The following is a 21,578-nucleotide window of genomic DNA, read 5'->3' as shown; positions in this document are numbered from 1 at the left end:
TGTCTGCTACTGATAAGGCTTAATTCAGCATAATGCATCGCAGTAAGCCCGCTGCAGTGGCTTACTGCACGGTTGCTTAGTGCTTCAGGATATACATTGTCCGGCTGTACGCGACATCTTCCGGATTGGTTATCGGATAGCCTTTCACATAAGGCTTGATCAGCCTGGCGTTGGTGAACTGATAGACCGGGGCAATGGGTGCCTGGTCGGCGATAATCTGCTCCGCACGAATGTAGTCATCATTACGCAGTCGGTCATCGGTCTCGCGACTGGCTTTTAGCAGCAGGCCGTCATACTCGCTGTTGCTGAAGCGGGCAATATTGCCGCTGTGCGTCGAGGTCAGAAGACTCAGGAAGGTCGAAGGTTCATTATAATCCCCCACCCATGAGGCGCGGATAACATCAAAATGACCTCTGTTACGGCTATCGATATAGGTTTTCCATTCCTGATTCTGTAGTTTGACATTCACACCGAGGTTTTTCTTCCACATCGAAGCCGCCGCGATAGCCAGCTTCTTATTGTTTTCGGAGGTGTTATACAGCAGGATCAAATCAAGCGGACGATCGGGACCGTAACCGGCTGCGGCCAGCAGCGCTTTGGCCTGAGCATTTAATACTTCCTGATTATGCTGTTCGATAAAGCCCGGTTGCGGGTGGAAACCGGCGGTCACATCCGGTGTAAAATGCCAGGCTGGTTTTTCTCCGCTACCCAGTACCTTATCGGCAATCACCTGACGATCAATCGTCCAGGACAGTGCCTTACGAACGCGCACATCGGCGGTCGGCCCCTTCTGCGTGTTGAACGCATAATAATAAGTTCCGAGCTGGTCTGGGGTATAAATCTCGCCAGCAAGCTGTTTCTTCAGCAGTCCATATAGCTCTTTCGGGAAGGACTCGGTGATATCAATCCCCCCGGCGCGGTAACGTTTGGTGGTGCTGGACTCTTCACGAATCGGAACAAAGGTCACTTTAGTCAGTACCGTGTGGGCGTTGTCCCAGTAATACCGGTTCTTTATCAGCTCCAGCTTTTCATTCACCACCCGGCTAGCTAACTGATAGGCCCCGTTACCCACCAGATTGCCGGGACGCGTCCACCGTTCGCCATTTTGCGCTATGGCTTTTTGTGGCACCGGGAACAGGCTGAAATTAGCCGTCAGACTGACAAACCAGGGAACTGGCTTATCAAGGGTGACTTTCAGGTGGGTGGCATCAATAGCGCTGACGCCCAGCTTTTCGGCAGGCATCTGTCCTTTCACGATTGCTTCTGCGTTTGCAATTCCGGCCAGTGCAGGGAACCAGGCGAAAGTAGAGCTGGTTTTTGGATCCACCAGGCGCTGCCAGCTGTAGACAAAATCAGCGGCGGTGACAGGGTCACCGTTAGACCAGCGAGCATCCTTACGCAGCGTGAACACCCAGGTGATATTGTCATGTGTTTTCCAACTGCTGGCCACGCCAGGAATAATATGACCCCGGGCATCCTGATTGGTCAGTCCTTCGAACAGATCGCGGATAACCGGGATCTCCGGCAAGCCTACTGCTTTCGCCGGATCCAGTGATGCTGGCTCATCTTTAATATGGCGCAAGATTTCCTGACGCTGCGCCAGCTGGGTACCCGAAGGGACATCTGCAGCGTGCGCGCCATAGCTAATAAGTAGCGCTAAACCAGCCAGCGCAAAAGGCAATAATTTACTCATAAACGATATCCTTACCTGTCTGAGTCTGTGATATGGCAGCTACCCGGTGTAGCTGCCGGCAAATAGCATTTTTTATATCCGTTCATCTGGCTGCTGGTGTGCGAACCTTTAGCAGCCGGGCGTTGACTGAACAAATGGTAAAACTACTCTGCGGGCAAGGATGAAGGGGAAAGTGAAATACGTCCGCCGTGAAACGCCAGCGCCGGTTCAGCATCTATCGCCAGCCAGGATGGCCCATCCAGATCGACGAAGCGCGCTTTTTCCACCAACGGCAATGCTGCCCGGATAGCGCGTGAAGTACACAGCATACAGCCCAGCATAATGGCAAACCCCTGTTCTTGTGCTCCGCGCGCCAGCTCCAGCGCCGCCGTCAGCCCGCCCGTTTTATCCAGTTTAATATTAACCATCTCATAACGTCCATGCAGCGCAGCCAGGCTGTCTTCACTATGGCAGCTTTCATCAGCGCAGATCGGCAGCGGGTGCACAAAGTTTTCCAGCGCCACATCATCAGCGGCCGGCAGCGGCTGTTCCAACATGGCAATATTTAAATCGGCCAGCAGCTGACATCGTGCCGCCAGTCCTTCACTATGCCAGGACTCATTGGCATCAACGATCAGCATCGCCTGCGGAACAGCGCTGCGGATCGCGACCAGGCGCTCGGCAATCAGGTGGTTATCGAGTATAACTTTAATCAGCTTTGCGCCATTTTCCCACAGCGCCAGCGCGCTGCTCGCCATCATTTCCGGCACGTCGATACAGACGGTTTGTGCCGTTTCAATTTGCACGGGTGCCGTGGTGCCGGTTAGCTGCCAGAGACTCTGCGAACCGGAATGAACTTCCAGATCCCACAGGGCGCTGTCGATAGCGTTACGCGCCGCTCCGGCAGGTAAATGCTGTAGCAGCGCGTGGCGCGTTAAGCCCTGCTCGATCTCCGGTACCAGCTGAGCGATTTGTGCCAGCACCGATGCTTCAGTTTCGCCATAACGCGCATATGGCGTGCATTCCCCGACCCCCTTAATGCCGTTTTCCTCCAGTTCTACCACCACCACTCCCGCCTCATGGCGAGCGCCGCGTGCAATGATAAACGCACTGTGCAACGGCCAGCTTTCCGGATAAGCCTTTACTGATCTCATACTCAATTCCTTAACGGGTTCGCTTTAGGCTGCTGTAATGGTATTTTATTGATTGATGCTTTCAGTGTGACCGACACTGAAGAAGATTAAACATGATAAACAATAAAAGGATAGCTTATGTCTCAGACCGTACATCTTCAGGGCAATCCGGTTTCCGTAGATGGCCAGCTGCCCACCAAAGGCCAGGCGGCAAAGCCATTTACCCTGGTAGCCAAAGACCTTTCAGATGTCTCACTGTCTCAGTACGCGGGTAAACGCAAGGTGTTGAATGTTTTCCCCAGCGTTGATACGGGATTGTGTGCCACTTCCGTTCGCAAATTTAACCAGCTGGCCAGTGAGATCGATAATGCCGTGGTATTGTGCATTTCTGCTGACTTGCCGTTCGCACAGTCACGCTTCTGCGGCTCAGACGGTCTGAACAACGTGGTGACCCTTTCCACCCTGCGCGGCCACGCCTTCCTGAAAGATTATGGCGTGGCGATCGTCGATGGCCCCTTAAGCGGCCTGGCTGCCCGTGCCGTCATCGTCCTGGACGAAAACGATATGGTCATTTATAGCCAGCTGGTCAATGAAATCTCCACAGAACCCGATTACGATGCGGCTCTTGCAGCCTTGAAATAGCGCTTCTGCGGTGCGCCCCTTATCTGGAGCGCACCTTGCCTGTCTGGTCCCATTATTCCGCGTCGTTTTTTTTCTGGCTGATGCCATACTCACGCAACTTATTAGCAATGGCAGTATGGGAAACCCCCAGGCGTTTAGCCAGCTTGCGCGTGCTGGGGTAGGATAGATAGAGTCGGGTCAATATCGAACACTCAAAGCGGCTGGTTATCTCATCCAGCGTGCCTTCAATCACTTCTTCTCCCAGCGGTAGCGCCATTGCCTGCTCCGGCAGCACAATATCATGCGGATGCAACTCATCACCCTCCAGCTGGGTTAACGCCCGATACAGCGAGTTCTTTAACTGGCGTACGTTACCAGGCCAGGCGTAACGGGTAAGAAACGCATTCAGCTGCGAAGAGATCTCAGGCCTTGCCACGCCGAGTTCGTCAGCAAAACGGGCAACAAACATGTCGGTTAGCGGCATAATATCCTGCGGACGGTCGCGCAACGGCGGTAGATTAAGCGTTAACACGTTGAGCCGATAGAACAGATCTTCTCGAAATTCTCCCCGTTGTACCAGCTCCATCAGGTTCTTTTGAGTGGCGCAGATGACCCGCACATCAACATGCATTTCATGATCTTCACCCACACGCCTGAAGGTACCATCGTTAAGAAAGCGCAACAGCTTGGTCTGCATACGCGGCGACATTTCACCGATCTCGTCCAGCAGCACCGAGCCTCCGCTCGCCTGCTCGAAAAAGCCTTTTTTACCTTGCAGTGCGTTCGGATAGGCTCCCGCCGCGTGACCAAACAGCTCACTTTCCGCCACATCATCCGGCAGTGAGGCGCAGTTAAGGGCGAGAAACGGCTTTTTACCTCGCGCGCTGCGCAGATGACAGGCGGCGGCCAGCATATCTTTACCGGTGCCGGTATCTCCGACTATCAGCAGAGGCGCATCCAGCATTGCCAGCTTACGTGCCTGCTCCACCACCTGACGCATCTTCGGGCTAACCGCGACAATATGTTGAAAATCGCTGTCGTCGTTGACCGCCAGGTTTTGCAGCTGCTGGCCCATACGCGCCGTCGATTTTAGCAGGATCACTCCCCCGACAGGATTGGGGGTTAACTGTTCTTCATCCCGGGCATAAACAGGCGTGACTTCCATCAGAAAGTCTCGCCCCTGTAACACAACATGATGTGCCTCCGGGTTGATTCGATCGCCGTCAAGCCAGCGCTGAAAATTGAAGCCGGGAATCAGCGCCCCCGCGTTATAGTTGCGCATTTTTTCTTGGTTAAGTGCAAACAGCGTCTGCGCGGCGGGATTGGCAATTTCTATTTTGCTCTTTAAATCAATGGAGAAAACCGGTTCCGGCAGGGCAACCAGCAGCGCACTGAGCGCTCGATGCTCACGTTCTGAGGGAAGATATGAGATGGTACGAACATCGGTAACGCTGGCAATACGGCGGATATCCGCCATTAGCTGGCTGAACTGTTCAAAACCGACATTAGAAAAATTGAGGTAAATGCGGCCAATGGCGGCAATTTCGATGCCGCGCAGATCGATACTGCGTTCGACCAGCAGATCCAGCAGTTCGCGAGTCAGACCAATCCGGTCCTGGCAGAAAACTTCGAGACGCATGTGGGGTAACCTTTATTTTCACCGTGCAAAGCCTGTCCGCAGATAATACTCTATCCCTCGTCGGGTCAGAAGCTATCTGTCATGAATAGTTGACAGCGTCATGACTGCGGTTTCTTTGCGCCGCGTTGCAGGCTTTCTTTCAACTGCCCCATTAGTTCGCTGCGGAAGTCACCGAGGCGCGGTTTATCCCCTTCCAGCCACGGTAGCGGGCGGCAAAGCTCCATCGCTTTGATGCCCAAACGGGCGGTTAACAGGCCGGCACCGATTCCCTGCGCTGCCCGGGTGGAAAGTCGGGCGGCAACATCTTGTGACATCCAGTCCAGACCCACCTCGCGCACCAGTTCAGACGCCCCGGCAAATGCCATATTAAGCAAGACCAGGCGGAACAGACTGATTCGGCTGAAATAGCCAAGCTCAATGCCATAAAGTGCGGCGATACGATTGACCAGCCGCAGATTACGCCAGGCAATAAACGCCATATCAACCAGCGCCAGCGGACTGACGGCAATCAGCAGCGTGGACTCCGCCGCGCAACGGCTGATTTCACGTCGCGCCTGGCGGTCCGTCACCGGCTGTACCAGTTGGGCATAAAGCGCCACGACTTCGCGGTCGTTATGGGTTTCGTGCAGAGAAGCGTGCCAGCGTTGCAGCGCCGGGTGTCCGGCTTCCAGCCCTGCCTGCTGTGCCAGCTTTTCGCAAAAGGGGCGACCTTTGCCAACACCGTGGCTGGCCAGCAGCTCGCGCGCAACATCACGTTCGTCTGCCCGTTCGCGCAGACGATACAGGCGTCGCCATTCGCCGATCAGCGATCCGGCTCCGGCCGCAACGATCAGCGCGCCAGCCGCGCCGCCGCCAAGCGCTATCCAGTCTTGAGTAGTCCAGGCCTGGTGCAACCACTGCCCACCCTGAGCGATCACGCTGACGGCAAATAGCCCCAGTCCGGCGCTGACCATTTTACGCCACAGGCTGCGTTTCGGCCGCAGCGCGGCTTCAACCGCCTGCTCGCCCGCACCTTCAGGTTCTGCTTCCTGCTCGGGGTCGGCGGCGACAAAGCGATCCTGCTGCGCGACAAAAGCCTGCTGCTGGCGCACCGCCGGCACCCGCTCCTCGCGGAGCGGCTGGGCGAAATCGATTCGTGGCTTAATGGGTGCGTTCATCGCAGCTTATCTCCTAATAAAAATTCCAGCGCTGCATCCATACGTATATGCGGCAGCGGGCGGTCGACATCCAGTTCCTGTGGGCGAAACGGCTCAAAATGGAAGCCCTGCTCCTGCCAGAACGCATTGCCGGGCAGGCGTGCAGGTACCTCTCCGGGGTAAACCGTCAGCGCATGATTGTCCGCCAGACGGTGACCACGCAGCGCCGGGATGCTCTCTCCCTGATGATCGACCCGGCCACTTTGGGTGGCTTGCACCGAAGCAAGGCCCACGCAATCCATGGTTATCCCTTCGAAGGCGGCGTTCTGCCAGGCATCCTGAACCAGCTGCTGCAGCAAAGAGACCAGGTTGGCATGCTGATCGGCGGTGACGTGGTCACTTTTGGTGGCGGCAAATAGCAGCTTGTCGATCACCGGCGAGAACAGACGGCGGAACAGCGTGCGCTGGCCGTAAGAGAAGCTTTGCATCAGCTGCGTTAGCGCCAGGCGCATATCGTTAAACGCCTGAGGCCCGCTATTCAGCGGTTGCAGACAGTCGACCAGCACGATTTGACGGTCAAAACGCAGAAAATGGTTTTTATAAAAGCCCTTCACAACATGTTGGCAATAATATTGATAGCGGGCGCGCAGTGTACCGATGTTACTGGATGTATCAGCCTGCATCAGACGCGTTTCTGCGCCCTCTTCCACCATTGGCCACGGGAAAAACTGCAGTGCCGGTGCGCCCGCCATCTCACCCGGCAGCACAAAACGCCCCGGCTGGATGAAATGTAAACCTTCCTGCTTGCAGCGCTGTAAATAATCTGTCCAGGCGGCCGCGATGTCTGCCAGACGGTTCTCGTCAGCGGGAGCGTACGGATCCAACCCGACAGACAGCTGCTGCCAGCGTTGCGCCCAGACGGCGCGATTGCCATGCAGTAAACCGGTCATCTGCCGCGACCAGCTGAGGTAGTCCTGCGCCAGCATGGGCAGGTCCAGCAGCCATTCTCCAGGGTAGTCGACGATTTCCAGGTAGAGCGTTGAGGTGTCTTTGAAGTGGCGCAGCAGCGAATCACGCGATCGGTAGCGCAGTGCGAGACGCATTTCGCTGACGCCGCGCGTTGGTGTTGGCCAGTTTGGCGGCATACCGTACAGCTGTGCCAGTCCTTCGTCATAGGTAAAACGGGTCAGCCCCAGGTCGCGCTGTGCAACGCGCTTAACACCGAGCAAACGCTGCTCACGCGCGGCTGAAAACATCGGCAGACGCGCGCCAGCGTTCACATTGAGCAGTTGATTAACCAGTGAAGTGATAAATGCGGTTTTACCGCTGCGGCTTAGTCCGGTAACAGCCAAACGCAGATGGCGATCCACGCCGCGATTGACCAGAGACAGCAATTCATTTTGTAGTCTTTTCATCAGTGGCGAAGAAGCCTTATCGGGTTGTGTCGTCAGTCAATCAGGGCTTTACCCAACGCGAGCTGGCCCCTTTTAATGCGCGGCGAATCAGCGGTTCCAGCGCCCAGGCGAGAAAAATTTTCAACGGCTTGCGTGCCACTGATTTGACTGCCCAGCCGCTCAAACCCGCCGGGCCGTAGGTGATAGCATTAATCAGAATAAATTTACCGGCTTTTTTGAGAACCGGAGCATGTCGTTTTAAGTGACGCATCTTAGTACCCCATTCGGTTAAAGCTGGCTGAAGCGGCTGCGCACGCTAAACGTTTCCGAGGTGACATAACGCTCCACCTGTCGCAGCTGCTGCTCACCGCCGTTAATTTCAAGACTTAACTGGTCAAGTAACTGATGAGCGCTGAGTGGTTTGCCCTGCTCCTGCTCGCCGGGCGGCATTTCGTCCAGCGCCAGCGCCAGCGCGCAATAGGCAATCAGGGTAAAGACAAACAGGCCGAAAAACATCGACAGCACCACGATAATGCGCACCAGCCGCACCGGAATATCCAGGTAATGGGCAATCCCGGCGCAAACGCCTTTCAGCTTACCCTGTTGCGGCATGCGATAAAGCTTTTGCCGACTCATGGCTGCCTCCAGCTGGGATGTTCGGCATCAAGTATAGCTTCCAGCGCCTGGATGCGTTCACGCATTTTTTTTGCATCCAGGGTCAGTTGTTGCAAGCGTTGCAGCTCCTTTTGTGACAGTTCAGCACCGCCGTTATGTCGATTAGTGTAGTGCAACCATAACCAAATCGGCGCAACAAACAGCATGAAGATGGTTAAAGGTATAGCAAGAAATAATGCGCTCATTCACTCTCCTTGAAGTAACCAGGCCTGGGGTCAAGGGCATCTTAACGGATGCCCTGCCCGATGCTTATTCACCGTCACTACGGTTCATTTTCGCTTTTAACGCCGCCAGCTGTTGACTGATTTCATCATCAGCCTGCAGTTCTGCAAACTGCCGATCAAGATCTTTCTGTTTGCCAAAGCTGTGGCTTTCAGCTTCCGCTTCCATATGATCAATGCGGCGTTCGAAGGATTCGAAACGCGCCATGGCTTCATCCAGTTTGCCACTGTCCAGCTGGCGGCGCACACTGCGCGAGGAAGCAGCAGCCTGATGACGCAGCGTCAGTGCCTGCTGGCGTGCACGGGTTTCAGCCAGTTTACTTTCCAACTCGCCGATTTCACCTTTAAGGCGAGCCAGGCTCTCTTCCACCTGGCTGGCTTCCTGCTGCAAAGCGGCAAGCAGATCGGTCAGTTTTTGTTTTTCAATCAGAGCCGCACGAGCCAGATCTTCTTTCTCTTTAAACAGTGCCAGCTCGGCTTTTTGCTGCCATTCTGCCTGCTGAACTTCAGCCTGTCCGATGCGGCGCAGCAGCTGCTTTTTCTCCGCCAACGCGCGTGCAGAGGTGGAGCGTAGTTCAACCAGCGTGTCTTCCATTTCCTGAATCATCAGCCGTACCAGCTTTTGCGGGTCTTCCGCTTTTTCCAGCAGAGCGTTGATGTTGGCGTTAACGATATCGGCAAAACGTGAAAATATCCCCATAATCAAATTCCTCATCAGTCCGGTGTCTGGCCATATGCCATTTGTCGGTATCTGATAATACAAATAGCGTGCCAAATTATATCTTATTGATTTTAAATCGGGAAATGGCTTTACAGTCCGATACCGGAAGAATATCATGGTGATTATCACTAATAATTGGTGAAATTAATGATAAATGAAAATACTGAAACCCTGATGGGTGAATCAAACAATTTTATTGAAGTGCTGGAGCAGGTATCCAGACTGGCACCGCTGAATAAACCGGTGTTGGTGATCGGCGAGCGCGGTACCGGTAAAGAATTAATTGCCAGCCGATTGCATTATCTGTCTGAACGCTGGCAGGGTCCGTTCATCTCTTTAAACTGCGCTGCCCTGAATGAAAATTTGCTGGACTCTGAGCTGTTTGGCCATGAAGCCGGCGCATTTACCGGCGCGCAAAAACGTCATCTTGGCCGTTTTGAACGTGCCGATGGCGGTACGCTGTTTCTCGACGAACTGGCTACCGCACCGATGCTGGTACAGGAAAAGCTGTTGCGAGTGATTGAATACGGTCAGCTGGAGCGGGTTGGCGGCAGTCAGCCTTTGCAGGTGAGCGTAAGGCTGGTCTGCGCCACCAATGCCGATTTACCGCAGTTAGCACGCGAAGGTCAATTCCGCGCCGACTTGTTAGACAGGCTGGCCTTTGATGTTGTCCAGCTGCCCCCGCTACGCGAGCGCCGCAGCGATATTCTGGTGATGGCGCATCATTTTGCCATACAGATGTGCCGGGAACTGGGGCTATCGCTTTTCCCCGGCTTTTCCCCGGCGGCAGAGCGACAGCTTCTGGCCTATGGCTGGCCAGGCAACGTGCGCGAGCTGAAAAATGTGGTGGAGCGCTCGGTTTATCGCCATGCAGATAGCGAAATGGCGCTGGACAGCATCATTATCGATCCTTTTCAACGTAGCGTGGCAGAGTATGAACCGCAGTTCACTCACGATATGCCGCCCCGTTTGCCGCTCGATCTGCGGAACTGGCAGTACCAGCAGGAAAAAAAACTGGTTGAGCAGGCACTGATTCAGGCACGTTTTAATCAGCGCCGGGCCGCTGACCTGTTAGTCGTTACCTATCATCAGCTCAGGGCCATGCTTAAGAAACATCAAATTCACTTTGATGAAGAGTAGCCAGGTTCCTCCTTCGCCATCATACATGCAGAGCCGTGTACCGCGTTTTACTTTTGTAGAATATCGCCTGGCGTAATCTGAATAATAAAACAGAGGGTGGGTTAGAACGATAACAGGAGACTTTAGTTTGTCAGGTTATAAGGATATGTGATGATTGATAAACTAAAAACGCTTAGCCCTTTTTCAGATATTAACAGATGACTGCTTCTCCAACGGCATTTGCGGGAGTTGCTGGAGTTCCACCATTTCCACCGTAAACAGAGACTATCTCTACTTGTGTTAATGCTTTCATTTCACATTCCTTTTATCATTAGTTGTTAACTACTCTTTCCATTGAACCAGCATGTCAGGCTGATTATTATTTTGAATAAATTAGCAAAGCCAAGGTAGATTATCACCGCTAAAAACACGTCAACAAGGGAGTTGTTATCGCCAATTATTCGCATCGATGAAAAAGATATGGCTAATATCGTTAGCGGCATGATTAATATAGCAGGTATTTTTTTTACAAAAATAGGGGTCATTTGCTTTTTACCCATAGTGATATTTTAATTCTGCGGTGGACAAGAGCATTATTGACATTAGTAACGCAACGAAACCACAACCATCATTGTTTTCCAGTCAGGAGCAGGATCTTTTTATCTGGAAAATGAAGTTTATCAGCTTCTGTAATTTTCGAACGATACGCCCAAAAAATAGAATGCAACACAGGTTAAGTAACTATTTTCCAGAAGTCTTTTTCCTGAATGCCTTTGGGTCAGTTGATTCATCCTTCCGTCCTTTCCTGGCAAGGTCATGTGTGTGGGCACAGCGAAAAAAAACCCGCGTCAAGCGGGCTAAAAATACTGGAAGCAATGTGAGCAATGTCATGCTCTTCAACGGTAGAGCCACCGCCGAAGAACACAGGAATAATAATCATTCTCAATATCGCTTGTAAAGCACTTTGTTGAGAATACTTCTCATTCCCGCAAAAATTGTGTGCATATTCAACCTGAATGCTGCGCTGATGGCTTGACCCCGGATGAAAAAAAACCATTCGCGACGGCAAACTTTGGGTGCAGACAAAGAGTGGGTTACACTCAGTCTATTGCCTGAAAATCAGAAGAGTTATGCGCAAATTATTCCCTCTATTGCTTCTCGCCCTGAGCGTGCTGAGCACTCCGGTTTGGTCCTCCTCGCCCGGCGATATTCGCCAGAGCGGCTTTGTGTACTGCGTCAACGGTGTCATTAATACCTTTAACCCACAGTTGGCCAGCGGCGGATTAGTTGTAGATACGCTGGCCGCGCAGCTTTACGACCGCCTGCTTGACGTCGATCCTTATACCTACCGGCTGATCCCTGAACTGGCGGAAAGCTGGGAGGTGCTGGACAACGGCGCGGCCTACCGTTTCCATTTACGTTCTCATGTCCCCTTCCAACATACCCCGTGGTTCACCCCAACGCGGGCGATGAATGCTGACGATGTGGTCTTCAGCTTCGAACGGGTTTTTAACCGCCATCATCCCTGGCACAACGTTAGCGGCGGCAATTATCCCTACTTTGACAGCTTGCAGTTTGTCGATGCGGTGCAAAGCGTGAAAAAGCTGAATAGCCATACGGTAGAGATCCGCCTGAACAGCCCTGATGCCTCCTTTCTCTGGCATCTCGCTACGCACTTCGCACCGGTACTGTCAAACGAATACGCAGAACAGTTAACCAGGGCAGACCGCCAGGAGTTGATGGACCGCCAGCCGGTAGGTACCGGGCCGTTTATGCTGAATGATTTCCGCGGCGGGCAATATATTCGCCTGCAGCGCCATGATGACTACTGGAAAGGCCAGCCCCGTATGTCACAGGTCGTGGTCGATATCAGCGCGGGCGGTACCGGGCGTTTGTCGAAACTGTTAACCGGGGAATGTGATGTGCTGGCATACCCGGCAGCGAGCCAGCTTTCGATTCTGCGTGATGATCCTCGTCTGCGCCTGACGCTGCGCCCGGGAATGAATACTGCTTACCTGGCATTTAATACCCGCAAGGCTCCTCTCGATCGGCCTCAGGTACGCCAGGCGCTGGCGCTGGCTATCAATAACGAACGTTTAATGGCCTCAATCTATTACGGCACCGCCGAAACCGCCGCTTCGATATTACCGCGTGCCTCATGGGCTTATGACACCGAGGCGCATATTACCTCCTATAATCCAGCCAGGGCGCGTGAAGAATTGCAAGCGCTGGGAATCAATGACCTGCATCTGACGCTATGGGTTCCCCCCGCTTCACAAGCCTGGAACCCCAGCCCGCTGAAAACGGCAGAACTTATCCAGGCCGACCTGGCACAGATCGGGGTAACGGTGAATATTGTGCCGGTCGAAGGCCGTTTTCAGGAAGCCAGACTGATGGAAATGAACCACGATCTTACGCTGACCGGTTGGGCCACCGACAGCAATGACCCGGATAGCTTTTTCCGCCCGCTGCTCAGTTGCGCGGCGATAGCCTCGCAGACTAACTACGCGCACTGGTGCAATTCGGGCTTTGACGTGCTGCTGCATAAAGCGTTGCTGTCTCAGGAGCTGGCAGAACGAATTGACTATTATAATCGTGCACAGATGCTGCTGGCGCAGGAGCTACCGGTGCTGCCACTCGCCTACTCCTTACGTTTGCAGGCTTACCGCTATGATATAAAAGGACTGGTGCTCAGCCCGTTTGGCAACGCTTCATTTGCCGGTGTCTATCGCGATGACGGCAAGGAGAAATCACCGTGATTATCTATACGCTGCGCCGCCTGGTGCTGTTTATCATCACGCTGTTTATGATAACGCAACTCGGCTTCAGCCTGAGTTATTTTACGCCGCATGCTCCGCTGCAAGGCGCTTCGTTGCCGGATGCGTGGCTGTTCTGGTTTGCCGGGATTTTGCATTTCGATTTCGGCGTCTCCAGTATTAACGGCCAGCCGATCGCCCAACAGCTGGGTGAAGTGTTTCCGGCCACGCTGGAGCTGTGCCTGATGTCTTTTACGCTGGCGCTGCTTGTTGGCATCCCGCTGGGTATCGCCGCTGGCGTGATGCGCAATAAATGGCAGGACAAGGCAATCAGTGCGCTGGCACTGGTAGGTTTTTCGCTGCCGGTTTTTTGGCTGGCGCTGCTGTTGACGCTGTTTTTCTCACTCAATCTTGGCTGGCTGCCGGTTTCCGGGCGTTTCGATCTGTTATATCCGGTCAAACATGTTACCGGATTTGCTTTGATCGATGCGTGGCTATCCGACTCGCCGTGGCGACGTGAAATGGTTATCAGCGCGCTGCAACACATGGTGCTGCCGGTGATCGCGCTGGCGGTTGCGCCCACCACGGAGGTGATCCGCCTGCTGCGGCTCAGCACGGGTGATGTCATGCAACAAAACTATGTCAAGGCAGCTGCAACGCGCGGGCTGTCCTTGATCAGCGTCATTCGCCGTCACGTATTGCATAATGCGCTGCCCCCGGTGATACCGCGTTTAGGCTTGCAATTTTCGACTATGCTGACGCTGGCGATGATCACCGAAATGGTGTTCAGCTGGCCAGGGTTGGGGCGCTGGCTGATTAATGCTATCCGGCAGCAGGATTATGCCGCCATCTCTGCCGGGGTGATGGTGGTTGGCGCGCTGGTGATCGCGGTAAACGTGCTATCCGATATTCTGGGTGCCATGACTAATCCGCTGAAACATAAGGAATGGTATGCCGTCCGATAATATCTACGCAGAGAAGAAGCCACCCAGTCCACTGCGTCATACCTGGGGGCTGTTCTACGGCGATACCACCGCGATGATTGCCTTTTATGCCTTTATTGCTCTGCTGCTGCTAACCCTTTTTGGCGGCGTACTGGCCCCCTATAGTATCGACCAGCAGTTTCTTGGCTACCAGCTGCTGCCGCCATCCTGGTCGCGCTATGGCGATGTCTCTTTTTTCCTTGGCACTGACGATCTGGGGCGCGACCTGCTCAGTCGCCTGTTGAGCGGCGCTGCGCCGACCGTGGGGGCGGCAATGGTGGTTACTCTGGTTTCGGCCTGCTGCGCCCTGGTGCCGGGAGTGATGGCCGGGCTAACGCACGGACTGCGCTCGGCGGTGCTCAATCATATTCTCGATACGCTGTTATCAATACCTTCGCTGCTGCTGGCCATCATTGTTGTGGCATTTATGGGGCCTAAGCTGGAGCATGCCATGCTGGCGGTGTTTCTTGCTCTGTTACCTCGTCTGGTGCGCGCTATCTACAGTGCAGTACACGACGAGCTGGAGAAAGAGTATGTGGTGGCAGCTCGTCTTGACGGCGCCAGCAGCTTTGAAATTCTGCGTTACGCCATTTTACCCAATATTCTTGCCCTGCTGGTGACCGAATTGACCCGCGCCCTGTCGATAGCCATTCTTGACATTGCCGCACTCGGTTTTCTCGATCTCGGCGCACAGCTGCCTTCCCCCGAATGGGGGGCAATGCTGGGCGACTCCCTTGAACTGATTTATGTCGCCCCCTGGACCGTGATGTTACCTGGTGCAGCCATTATGCTGAGCGTATTGATTGTTAACCTGTTGGGTGACGGGATCCGCCGGGCCATCGTTGCAGGAGTTGAATAATGCCGCTACTCGATATCCGTAACCTGACGATTGAATTTATGACCGCCGACGGCCCGGTCAAGGCGGTGGACCGCGTGAGCATTACGCTGACCGAAGGGGAAATACGCGGCTTGGTCGGCGAGTCTGGTTCGGGTAAAAGTTTAATTGCCAAGGCTATTTGTGGCGTGACTAAAGATAACTGGCGCATTACCGCCGACCGCATGCGCTTTGATGATATCGATCTGCTGCATCTCTCGGCACGCGAGCGGCGCAAGCTCGTCGGTCATAACGTTTCGATGATATTTCAGGAACCGCAGTCGTGCCTTGATCCTTCAGAAAGCATCGGCACCCAGCTTAAGCAGGCAATCCCGGGCTGGACGTGGAAAGGCCGCTGGTATCAGCGTTTCGGCTGGCGGCACCGAAGGGCGATTGAGCTGCTGCACCGGGTAGGGATTAAAGATCATAAAGATATCATGAGCAGTTTCCCCTACGAATTAACCGATGGCGAGTGTCAGAAGGTGATGATCGCTATTGCGCTGGCGAATCAGCCGCGACTGCTTATCGCCGATGAGCCGACCAATGCGATGGAGCCAACCACCCAGGCACAGATTTTCCGTCTGCTGGCGCGCCTGAATCAAAACAACAACACCACCATTTTACTGATAAGCCACGACCTGCAAATGCTCAGTCACTGGGCGGATAAAATCAACGTGATGTACTGCGGACAAACGGTGGAGACCGCAGTCAGTGAAGAGCTGATTAGCGCGCCCCATCATCCTTATACCCAGGCATTGATCCGTGCGATGCCCGACTTTGGCCGCTCGCTGGCGCATAAGAGTCGTCTTAATACTTTGCCGGGCGCTATACCCTCGCTGGAACATTTACCGATTGGATGTCGCCTTGGACCACGCTGCCCCTATGCACAGAAAACCTGTATTGAAACACCGCGCCTGACCGGCTCGAAAAATCATCTGTTTGCCTGTCATTTTCCGCTGAATATGGGGAGCCAGTAATGTTTGAGACGCTGCTGGAAGTGCGTAATCTGAGCAAAACCTTTCGCTACCGTACCGGGCTGTTCCGACGCCAGCATGTCGAGGCCGTTAAAGACGTCAGCTTCAGCCTTGGTGAGCGGCAGACGTTGGCTATTATCGGGGAAAACGGTTCGGGTAAGTCAACGCTGGCAAAAATGCTTAGCGGCATGATCGCCCCTTCTGGTGGGGAGATATCTATCGAGGGTCGTCAGCTGGAGTTCGGCGATTATGCATGGCGCAGTCAGCGGATACGTATGATTTTCCAGGATCCCTCGACATCGCTTAATCCACGGCAGCGTATCAGCCAGATCCTTGATTTCCCCCTACGGCTGAATACCGAACTGGAGAGCGCAGAGCGCGAAAAACGGATTATCGCCACGTTGCGTCAGGTCGGGCTTCTCACCGATCATGCCTCCTATTATCCCCATATGCTGGCCCCGGGGCAGAAGCAGCGTATCGGCCTTGCGCGCGCGCTGATATTGCAACCGCAGGTAATAGTTGCGGATGAAGCGCTGGCCGCTCTGGATATGTCAATACGTTCGCAGCTGATTAACCTGATGCTGGAATTGCAGGAAAAGTACGGCATTGCCTATGTGTATGTTACCCAGCATCTGGGCATGATGAAGCATATCAGCGACCAGGTGCTGGTGATGCACCATGGCGAAGTGGTAGAGCGCGGCGAGACCGCCAGGGTTCTCGCTGCGCCGCAACATGAACTGACAAAACGTCTGGTCTCTGGCCATTTTGACGAGACGCGAAACACCGTTACCGGGCGCTAATAACCGGCTAATCCCGTCAATGGTCTGGTCGTTTTGCCCGTTCGCTAACGGTGAACGGCAATCAGGGTGCGACCACAACGGGTTATCGCGCCACGACTGGCGTCGTGGAACGGTTCGATCGCCCGTTAGGGGTGTTTGATAATGACTGATTCATTTCAACCCCCGAACCCGGCACTAAACCGCCTCGCTTACGCCCCGCGCTCATGCTGCCACGGCGGGCATGAAAGCACATACCCCTCCCCTTAGCCACGACCGCCTCAATGCCGTGTCCAATCTGACGCCATCAGGGTAAACGCCCCTGTGTTCGCCGTAAGGCGTGAAGATTTCGTCTTCTTATGCCAACCAGCTATTTGATAGTACGGATGATTATTTCTTCAGACCTGTCGCTTGCGTCAGGATAATTCTGCCATTCAGGTCCGCTTACTTGATGCCTGCGCTAAGCGCCGGATAAAACCAAAAGGAATGCCCATGGAACAGCGCCGCTTTACCGGTAATAATTACTGGTATCACGAAACGCAGACCAGCCTGCCCGCCCAGCGCGCACCGCTGGTTCCCGAAGCTGCGACGATTGAAGACCGGTTTCTGCTCGGGCTGGCTCAGATTGTCGACGCGGACGTTAAATCCGTTTTGCGGCAAACCCAGCCCGCGCTGCAGGCGTCGCGCCGCCTTTATCAGCTTCTGTTCCCTGCCCAACTGCCCACCACGCTTAGCCATACGCTTAGCTTGTACGATCGGCTCAGTAGCGCGCTGACGGTGGCACAGGTCGCGGGAGTGCAGCGGCTGTGCAATCACTATGCGGCACGGCTTCACCCGCTACCGGGGCCTGACTCGTCTCGCGAGAGCAATCATCGCCTGACGCAGATCACAGAATTTGTCCGCCAGCTTGCTACCCAGCCGACGTTAATCAGTGCCGCTGCGCTGCAGCGACTTGATGAGGTTGGCCTGAGCGCGCCCGATATAATCAGTCTGAGCCAGGTTGTCGGTTTTATCAGCTACCAGGCGCGTGTGGTTGCCGGAATTCACGCCCTGCTAGCGCTACCGGTATGCTGGATGCCTGGAATGATGGTTCCACCCGATGCAGACGGCAGCCTTTTCAGCACCATCAAAGACTGGCACCCCCTGGTCGCTCCGGTTGAAATGCGCTATGCGACGCCCGACCAGCTGGATGCACTCGCTCACTGCCAACCGCTGAGTGATTTGCAGGTCGCGGCGCGGCTGTTCGCGCATGATGCTCAAACCCTGTCAGGATGGAGCCAGCTGCTGGACAGACTGGCAGACGACAGCAATAACCCTCTGGTCGCACTGGCAGCGGCAGTAGCGGCACGCATCAATGGCAGTAGCGTCTGCTTTAGCCGTTATCCGGCAGGCGAGCTGTGTGAAGCATTAAAGGTGAGTGTTCAGCAGGGGCTAAGCGTTGCCGATAAGCAGCAGCAGGCGGTGATCCAGTTCGCTGCCCGGCTGACGCGCACCCCGGAACGCATCAGCGCAGTGCATATACAACCGCTGAAGGACGCAGGCCTGAACCTTGCACAAATATTTGCGGTTATCCTCAGCGTGGCGGTAAGCAGCTGGTGCAACCGCCTGATGCAGGGGCTGGGAACCAGCCAGTTAAGCTAGCTCGCCAGCCAGCGGCGTACTTCATCAAAGAAATGTTGCGCCAGTGGTGTGGCACGCCCCTGCTGAGCAATCACCACTGCTCCCTGCCGTGACATTGGCGCTATCGCTACCCGGCGACGCCGGAGATCGCGGGTCATCTGTTCCAGCTGATGTCCAACCGGCGAAATCAGACATCCCAGACCCACCTGCACACCTTGCAGCAGCTGAAATACCGAAGTGGTTTCCAGCACCACGCGCAGACTCAGCCCGGCATCGCGGAAATGGCTGTCTATATAGCGACGAAAATAGCGCGTCTGTTCGGCAAGACAAAGCGGCAGTCTGGCGATCTCAACCAGATCCAGCGGACTATCTGTATCTCCCGCTAACTGCGGAAAATAGTGCGGATGATAAAGCAGTTCCACGCCGCGATCCGCTAACGTTTCCGCCTGGAAATGCAGCGCACGCAATGCCGCCAGTTCAAAAAAACCGATGCCAACATCGACCGTATGGCCGTTAAGCGCTTCAAGCAACTGGTCGGCGCTGAGCACCGCTAAACGATAATCCAGCTGCGGGTAACGCTGACCAATGGCTTTCAGCATTGTCGGCAACGAAATACCGCACTGGGGCACAACCCCTATCCGCAATGTTCCACTCACACCGTGCTTTAAGGATTCCACTTCCAGCTTCAGACCCTGATAAACCGAGACGATCTCGCGCGCCCATGACAGCACCCGCTCGCCTTCGGGGGTAAAGCCGTCAAAATTGTTACTGCGGTTGATCAGCGACAATCCCAGCTCCAGCTCCAGATTTTTCAGGCGCATGGAAAGCGTTGGCTGGCTGACAAAACTGGCCTCGGCCGCGCGACCAAAATGGCATTCGCGCTCTAAATTACATAAATAAATCAGCTGCTTGATATCCATCGTAATGATATTTCTGTCAGTTAGGTTTAAGCCAGTTCGGGACGATGTCAGGGTGCACCCGGCAACGTTTAATCTGACAGGCAATTTTTATCCTGTGAACAGCAAATCAACCGCACATCGCTCAGTATAACAAATACGCCCGGGTCGAAGACCAGGCTATTAACTGATTCCCTGAAGCCTGCTCGCAGATTTAAAACCTGGCCTATCGTTTTTGTTGTTTATAGTCAAATCATGTCATTATCATCCCGGTGGTAATCACAAAGGGAAATGAGCGATGGCAACCGGATACTGGATAGTGAAAGGCGATAAGACAAGCTGTGGCGGCACGGTGCACGAGGGCATGGAGGGAACAAGCTTTGCCAATTACCCCGTAGCGGTGAACGGCAGCAAAGTCTCATGCGGCATACATTCCGGCAGCTATAGCGTGGAAGGTGGGCATCCTGGCGAAACCCTCCACGGGCATGACGTGGCCAGCACGCTGTACAGCCGTTCCACCTGTCCTTGCCGGGCTTTCTTTATTCCTTCCCAAACGTGGGTGTCTCACGGGTTTTATCAGGGCGACCCGCCTCCGGTCGTCGTGCCCTCTTCCCACACCGCGCCACAACCGGAACAGCGCGCGCAGTCAGCCCGCAATAAAGCGGCTAACCCAACGGGCGATGAGCTGAAAAAACCACAAGAAAAGCAGGGGATCACGCTGACCGTCGGCGTTTTTTTTGACGGTACCGGCAATAATGCGATCAATGCCAACAACATGCTGCAAGCCTGCAGCGCCAGGAATTTCGACCTCAACGATGCTGAAGCGGGGGCTATCCTCGGTAAATGTGCGCGTGAAGACTTCGGCATACCGGGTATCGGGGCGGCCAGCTATAGCGGTTATTACACCAATATTCACTGGCTAAGTACGTTGTATAAAAAAGTATTTTCAGCTAACAGTCGCGATGTGCAAAAAGCCATATACATTGATGGCATTGGTACGCAAGCAGGTCAGCCTGACAGCATGATCGGACAGGGGCTGGGGATCTCTGATACCGGGGTTATCGCTAAAACTGATAAAGCCATCGCCCAACTGGCTGATATTCTGACTGAAAGCATTGAAGGTTTAAACAGTCACTTTTCGGCATGTGAACGGGTTATAAAATCCCTGCAGTTTGATATTTTTGGTTTCAGCCGAGGTGCGGCCGCATCGCGCCATTTTGCCAACCGCATCCATTCAGCCGATCCCGCAATGACCAGCGCTATCAGTAAGGGTCTGAAAGGAAAGCCGTTTAACGGCAAGCCTGCCGGAAAAATCCGCTTCATTGGCATCTTTGATACCGTGGCCGCGATTGGCAGGCCGCTGAATGGCCTGAATCCCCATAATGCCGATACCGGCGATGTCAATATTGTGCTGCGCCCGGGCGTGGCGGATAAGGTGTTTCATATTACTGCGGCGCATGAGTGCCGGTTTAACTTTGCCCTGAACAGCGTGAAACCCGCGTGGCCGGAGCTGGCGCTGCCGGGCGTGCACTCTGATATTGGCGGCGGCTATCTGCCGCTGGTGAAGGAGGATCTGTTCCTCACGCGCCCGCAAACCGATATCGTCCCACTTAATCATCCGGGTCAGCAGACGCGGGGTTATCATCTGGCGACCAAACAGCTCCAGGTGCTCGACGTATCGCCCTGCATCGCGCCGATCCTGCGTACCAATGAAATCATGGCGGAAACCTGGTTCGACGACAGGGTGCCGGCAAACCGCTACGGCGAGCTGCAGAAGCTTAGCTTCGCGGCGATGACGCTTCGCGACCGGTTAGTGAAGAACGACTGGTCGAGAGTGGTACTGCGGGTGATGCTGGATGCGGCACAGGAAGCCGGGGTGCTGTTTGATAAAATTGAGGAAGACGATAATTTTAATCTTCCTGCCTCGCTTTCTTCCCTTTGCGAAAAAGCCTTAGCGATGGGTAAGTCCGTGCGGTCAGGCCAGGATCCTGGCTCCTTCAGCCAGGACGAGCTGGATATCATCGCGGGTCAATATATCCACTGTTCTGCCAACTGGAACGCCATTATGGCAGACGCGGACGGGTTCAACTGCGGCGGTGCATCCGCCTCCGAAGTGATTGGTTTTATCAATCGCCCGGACAAGCAGTGGCGCCGCACGGAGTACAATATGAACGGTAAGAAATGCTGAAGCCGAGCGCTTTATTGGCTGGCGCTGCTGTTCTTGCTGAGCGGCTGTCAGACGGGCGAGCTGCCGACTCCGGAAGAGACCGGCGGGATGCCCTATGGCGACTGGGGATGCGCCTTTTTTTCGCCGCATGCCCTAACCGCAGTAGTGACAAGGGCAATGATTAACGACGGCGAAACGGGG

Annotated in this window: 19 protein-coding genes; 9 read left to right on the top strand and 10 right to left on the bottom strand. The window is 54.5% G+C overall.

From position 1 onward, the window contains the following. Nucleotides 1-76: 76 nt before the first annotated feature. Nucleotides 77-1,693, bottom strand: a complete 1,617-nt coding sequence (locus tag EPYR_RS08660; RefSeq protein WP_012668022.1) for a peptide ABC transporter substrate-binding protein — start codon at nt 1,691-1,693, stop codon at nt 77-79. Nucleotides 1,694-1,836: 143 nt separating this feature from the next. Next, nucleotides 1,837-2,826 (bottom strand): L-Ala-D/L-Glu epimerase, encoded by a 990-nt coding sequence (gene ycjG / locus EPYR_RS08655; RefSeq protein WP_012668021.1) that lies wholly within the window; start codon nt 2,824-2,826, stop codon nt 1,837-1,839. A gap of 117 nt (nt 2,827-2,943) precedes the next feature. Here ycjG and tpx point away from each other — a divergent pair, with 117 nt between their 5' ends. Then, complete coding sequence (gene tpx / locus EPYR_RS08650; protein ID WP_012668020.1) at nt 2,944-3,447, top strand: thiol peroxidase; 504 nt, start codon at nt 2,944-2,946, stop codon at nt 3,445-3,447. Nucleotides 3,448-3,499: 52 nt separating this feature from the next. Here tpx and tyrR read toward each other — a convergent pair whose 3' ends face one another. The 7 genes from tyrR to pspA form a co-directional block, all read right to left on the bottom strand. Next, nucleotides 3,500-5,065: a transcriptional regulator TyrR gene (gene tyrR / locus EPYR_RS08645; RefSeq protein ID WP_012668019.1), complete on the bottom strand. Its 1,566-nt coding sequence runs from the start codon at nt 5,063-5,065 to the stop codon at nt 3,500-3,502. A 98-nt stretch (nt 5,066-5,163) separates the two neighbouring features. Further along, the gene (locus EPYR_RS08640; protein WP_012668018.1) at nt 5,164-6,222 is read right to left on the bottom strand and encodes a YcjF family protein; all 1,059 of its coding nucleotides are present in this window, start codon (nt 6,220-6,222) and stop codon (nt 5,164-5,166) included. Next, nucleotides 6,219-7,616, bottom strand: coding sequence for a YcjX family GTP-binding protein (locus EPYR_RS08635; protein ID WP_012668017.1), 1,398 nt, complete (start codon nt 7,614-7,616; stop codon nt 6,219-6,221). Before EPYR_RS08635 ends, EPYR_RS08640 begins: the two co-directional genes overlap by 4 nt. Nucleotides 7,617-7,656: 40 nt before the next feature. Continuing rightward, complete coding sequence (pspD, locus tag EPYR_RS08630; protein WP_012668016.1) at nt 7,657-7,866, bottom strand: phage shock protein PspD; 210 nt, start codon at nt 7,864-7,866, stop codon at nt 7,657-7,659. A 17-nt stretch (nt 7,867-7,883) separates the two neighbouring features. Beyond that, on the bottom strand, nt 7,884-8,231 hold the full coding sequence (gene pspC / locus EPYR_RS08625) for an envelope stress response membrane protein PspC (RefSeq protein WP_012668015.1): 348 nt from the start codon (nt 8,229-8,231) through the stop codon (nt 7,884-7,886). After that, nucleotides 8,228-8,455 (bottom strand): envelope stress response membrane protein PspB, encoded by a 228-nt coding sequence (gene pspB, locus EPYR_RS08620; protein WP_012668014.1) that lies wholly within the window; start codon nt 8,453-8,455, stop codon nt 8,228-8,230. The genes pspC and pspB overlap by 4 nt, the downstream gene beginning before the upstream one ends. 64 nt (nt 8,456-8,519) lie before the next feature. Then, on the bottom strand, nt 8,520-9,191 hold the full coding sequence (gene pspA / locus EPYR_RS08615; RefSeq protein WP_012668013.1) for a phage shock protein PspA: 672 nt from the start codon (nt 9,189-9,191) through the stop codon (nt 8,520-8,522). Nucleotides 9,192-9,359: 168 nt separating this feature from the next. Here pspA and pspF point away from each other — a divergent pair, with 168 nt between their 5' ends. From pspF to EPYR_RS08575, 7 genes are all read left to right on the top strand, one after another. Further along, nucleotides 9,360-10,352 carry a phage shock protein operon transcriptional activator gene (gene pspF / locus EPYR_RS08610; protein ID WP_012668012.1) on the top strand — a complete coding sequence of 331 codons (993 nt, stop codon included), beginning with the start codon at nt 9,360-9,362 and terminating at the stop codon, nt 10,350-10,352. Between the two features lie 1,109 nt (nt 10,353-11,461). Beyond that, nucleotides 11,462-13,090 (top strand): ABC transporter substrate-binding protein SapA, encoded by a 1,629-nt coding sequence (gene sapA, locus EPYR_RS08600; RefSeq protein WP_012668010.1) that lies wholly within the window; start codon nt 11,462-11,464, stop codon nt 13,088-13,090. Then, the gene (gene sapB, locus EPYR_RS08595) at nt 13,087-14,052 is read left to right on the top strand and encodes a putrescine export ABC transporter permease SapB (protein WP_012668009.1); all 966 of its coding nucleotides are present in this window, start codon (nt 13,087-13,089) and stop codon (nt 14,050-14,052) included. Before sapA ends, sapB begins: the two co-directional genes overlap by 4 nt. Next, the gene (gene sapC / locus EPYR_RS08590; protein WP_012668008.1) at nt 14,039-14,929 is read left to right on the top strand and encodes a putrescine export ABC transporter permease SapC; all 891 of its coding nucleotides are present in this window, start codon (nt 14,039-14,041) and stop codon (nt 14,927-14,929) included. Before sapB ends, sapC begins: the two co-directional genes overlap by 14 nt. Next, nucleotides 14,929-15,921, top strand: a complete 993-nt coding sequence (sapD, locus tag EPYR_RS08585) for a putrescine export ABC transporter ATP-binding protein SapD (RefSeq protein ID WP_012668007.1) — start codon at nt 14,929-14,931, stop codon at nt 15,919-15,921. Before sapC ends, sapD begins: the two co-directional genes overlap by 1 nt. Then, nucleotides 15,921-16,718 (top strand): putrescine export ABC transporter ATP-binding protein SapF, encoded by a 798-nt coding sequence (gene sapF, locus EPYR_RS08580; protein WP_012668006.1) that lies wholly within the window; start codon nt 15,921-15,923, stop codon nt 16,716-16,718. The genes sapD and sapF overlap by 1 nt, the downstream gene beginning before the upstream one ends. Nucleotides 16,719-17,186: 468 nt before the next feature. Then, nucleotides 17,187-18,335, top strand: a complete 1,149-nt coding sequence (locus EPYR_RS08575) for a CMD domain-containing protein (protein WP_012668005.1) — start codon at nt 17,187-17,189, stop codon at nt 18,333-18,335. Here the strand turns inward: EPYR_RS08575 and EPYR_RS08570 are convergent. Then, nucleotides 18,332-19,234, bottom strand: a complete 903-nt coding sequence (locus EPYR_RS08570) for a LysR family transcriptional regulator (RefSeq protein ID WP_012668004.1) — start codon at nt 19,232-19,234, stop codon at nt 18,332-18,334. The genes EPYR_RS08575 and EPYR_RS08570 overlap by 4 nt on opposite strands. A 274-nt stretch (nt 19,235-19,508) precedes the next feature. Here EPYR_RS08570 and EPYR_RS08565 point away from each other — a divergent pair, with 274 nt between their 5' ends. Then, the gene (locus EPYR_RS08565; protein WP_012668003.1) at nt 19,509-21,398 is read left to right on the top strand and encodes a phospholipase effector Tle1 domain-containing protein; all 1,890 of its coding nucleotides are present in this window, start codon (nt 19,509-19,511) and stop codon (nt 21,396-21,398) included. Nucleotides 21,399-21,578: the final 180 nt, after the last annotated feature.

This window comes from Erwinia pyrifoliae DSM 12163 (assembly GCF_000026985.1).
Taxonomy (GTDB): domain Bacteria; phylum Pseudomonadota; class Gammaproteobacteria; order Enterobacterales; family Enterobacteriaceae; genus Erwinia; species Erwinia pyrifoliae.
This window is presented reverse-complemented; position numbering and strand designations above follow the sequence as displayed.

Excerpts from the sequence above, each read along its gene's own strand:
- EPYR_RS08575 (WP_012668005.1), top strand. The coding sequence starts at position 17,187 with ATGGAACAGCGCCGCTTTACCGGTAATAATTACTGGTATCACGAAACG.
- pspF (WP_012668012.1), top strand. The coding sequence starts at position 9,360 with ATGATAAATGAAAATACTGAAACCCTGATGGGTGAATCAAACAATTTT.
- tyrR (WP_012668019.1), bottom strand. The coding sequence starts at position 5,065 with ATGCGTCTCGAAGTTTTCTGCCAGGACCGGATTGGTCTGACTCGCGAA.
- ycjG (WP_012668021.1), bottom strand. The coding sequence starts at position 2,826 with ATGAGATCAGTAAAGGCTTATCCGGAAAGCTGGCCGTTGCACAGTGCG.
- sapD (WP_012668007.1), top strand. The coding sequence starts at position 14,929 with ATGCCGCTACTCGATATCCGTAACCTGACGATTGAATTTATGACCGCC.
- pspD (WP_012668016.1), bottom strand. The coding sequence starts at position 7,866 with ATGCGTCACTTAAAACGACATGCTCCGGTTCTCAAAAAAGCCGGTAAA.
- pspA (WP_012668013.1), bottom strand. The coding sequence starts at position 9,191 with ATGGGGATATTTTCACGTTTTGCCGATATCGTTAACGCCAACATCAAC.
- EPYR_RS08660 (WP_012668022.1), bottom strand. The coding sequence starts at position 1,693 with ATGAGTAAATTATTGCCTTTTGCGCTGGCTGGTTTAGCGCTACTTATT.
- EPYR_RS08570 (WP_012668004.1), bottom strand. The coding sequence starts at position 19,234 with ATGGATATCAAGCAGCTGATTTATTTATGTAATTTAGAGCGCGAATGC.
- sapF (WP_012668006.1), top strand. The coding sequence starts at position 15,921 with ATGTTTGAGACGCTGCTGGAAGTGCGTAATCTGAGCAAAACCTTTCGC.
- sapA (WP_012668010.1), top strand. The coding sequence starts at position 11,462 with ATGCGCAAATTATTCCCTCTATTGCTTCTCGCCCTGAGCGTGCTGAGC.
- pspC (WP_012668015.1), bottom strand. The coding sequence starts at position 8,231 with ATGAGTCGGCAAAAGCTTTATCGCATGCCGCAACAGGGTAAGCTGAAA.
- EPYR_RS08635 (WP_012668017.1), bottom strand. The coding sequence starts at position 7,616 with ATGAAAAGACTACAAAATGAATTGCTGTCTCTGGTCAATCGCGGCGTG.
- EPYR_RS08565 (WP_012668003.1), top strand. The coding sequence starts at position 19,509 with ATGGCAACCGGATACTGGATAGTGAAAGGCGATAAGACAAGCTGTGGC.
- EPYR_RS08640 (WP_012668018.1), bottom strand. The coding sequence starts at position 6,222 with ATGAACGCACCCATTAAGCCACGAATCGATTTCGCCCAGCCGCTCCGC.
- pspB (WP_012668014.1), bottom strand. The coding sequence starts at position 8,455 with ATGAGCGCATTATTTCTTGCTATACCTTTAACCATCTTCATGCTGTTT.
- sapC (WP_012668008.1), top strand. The coding sequence starts at position 14,039 with ATGCCGTCCGATAATATCTACGCAGAGAAGAAGCCACCCAGTCCACTG.
- tpx (WP_012668020.1), top strand. The coding sequence starts at position 2,944 with ATGTCTCAGACCGTACATCTTCAGGGCAATCCGGTTTCCGTAGATGGC.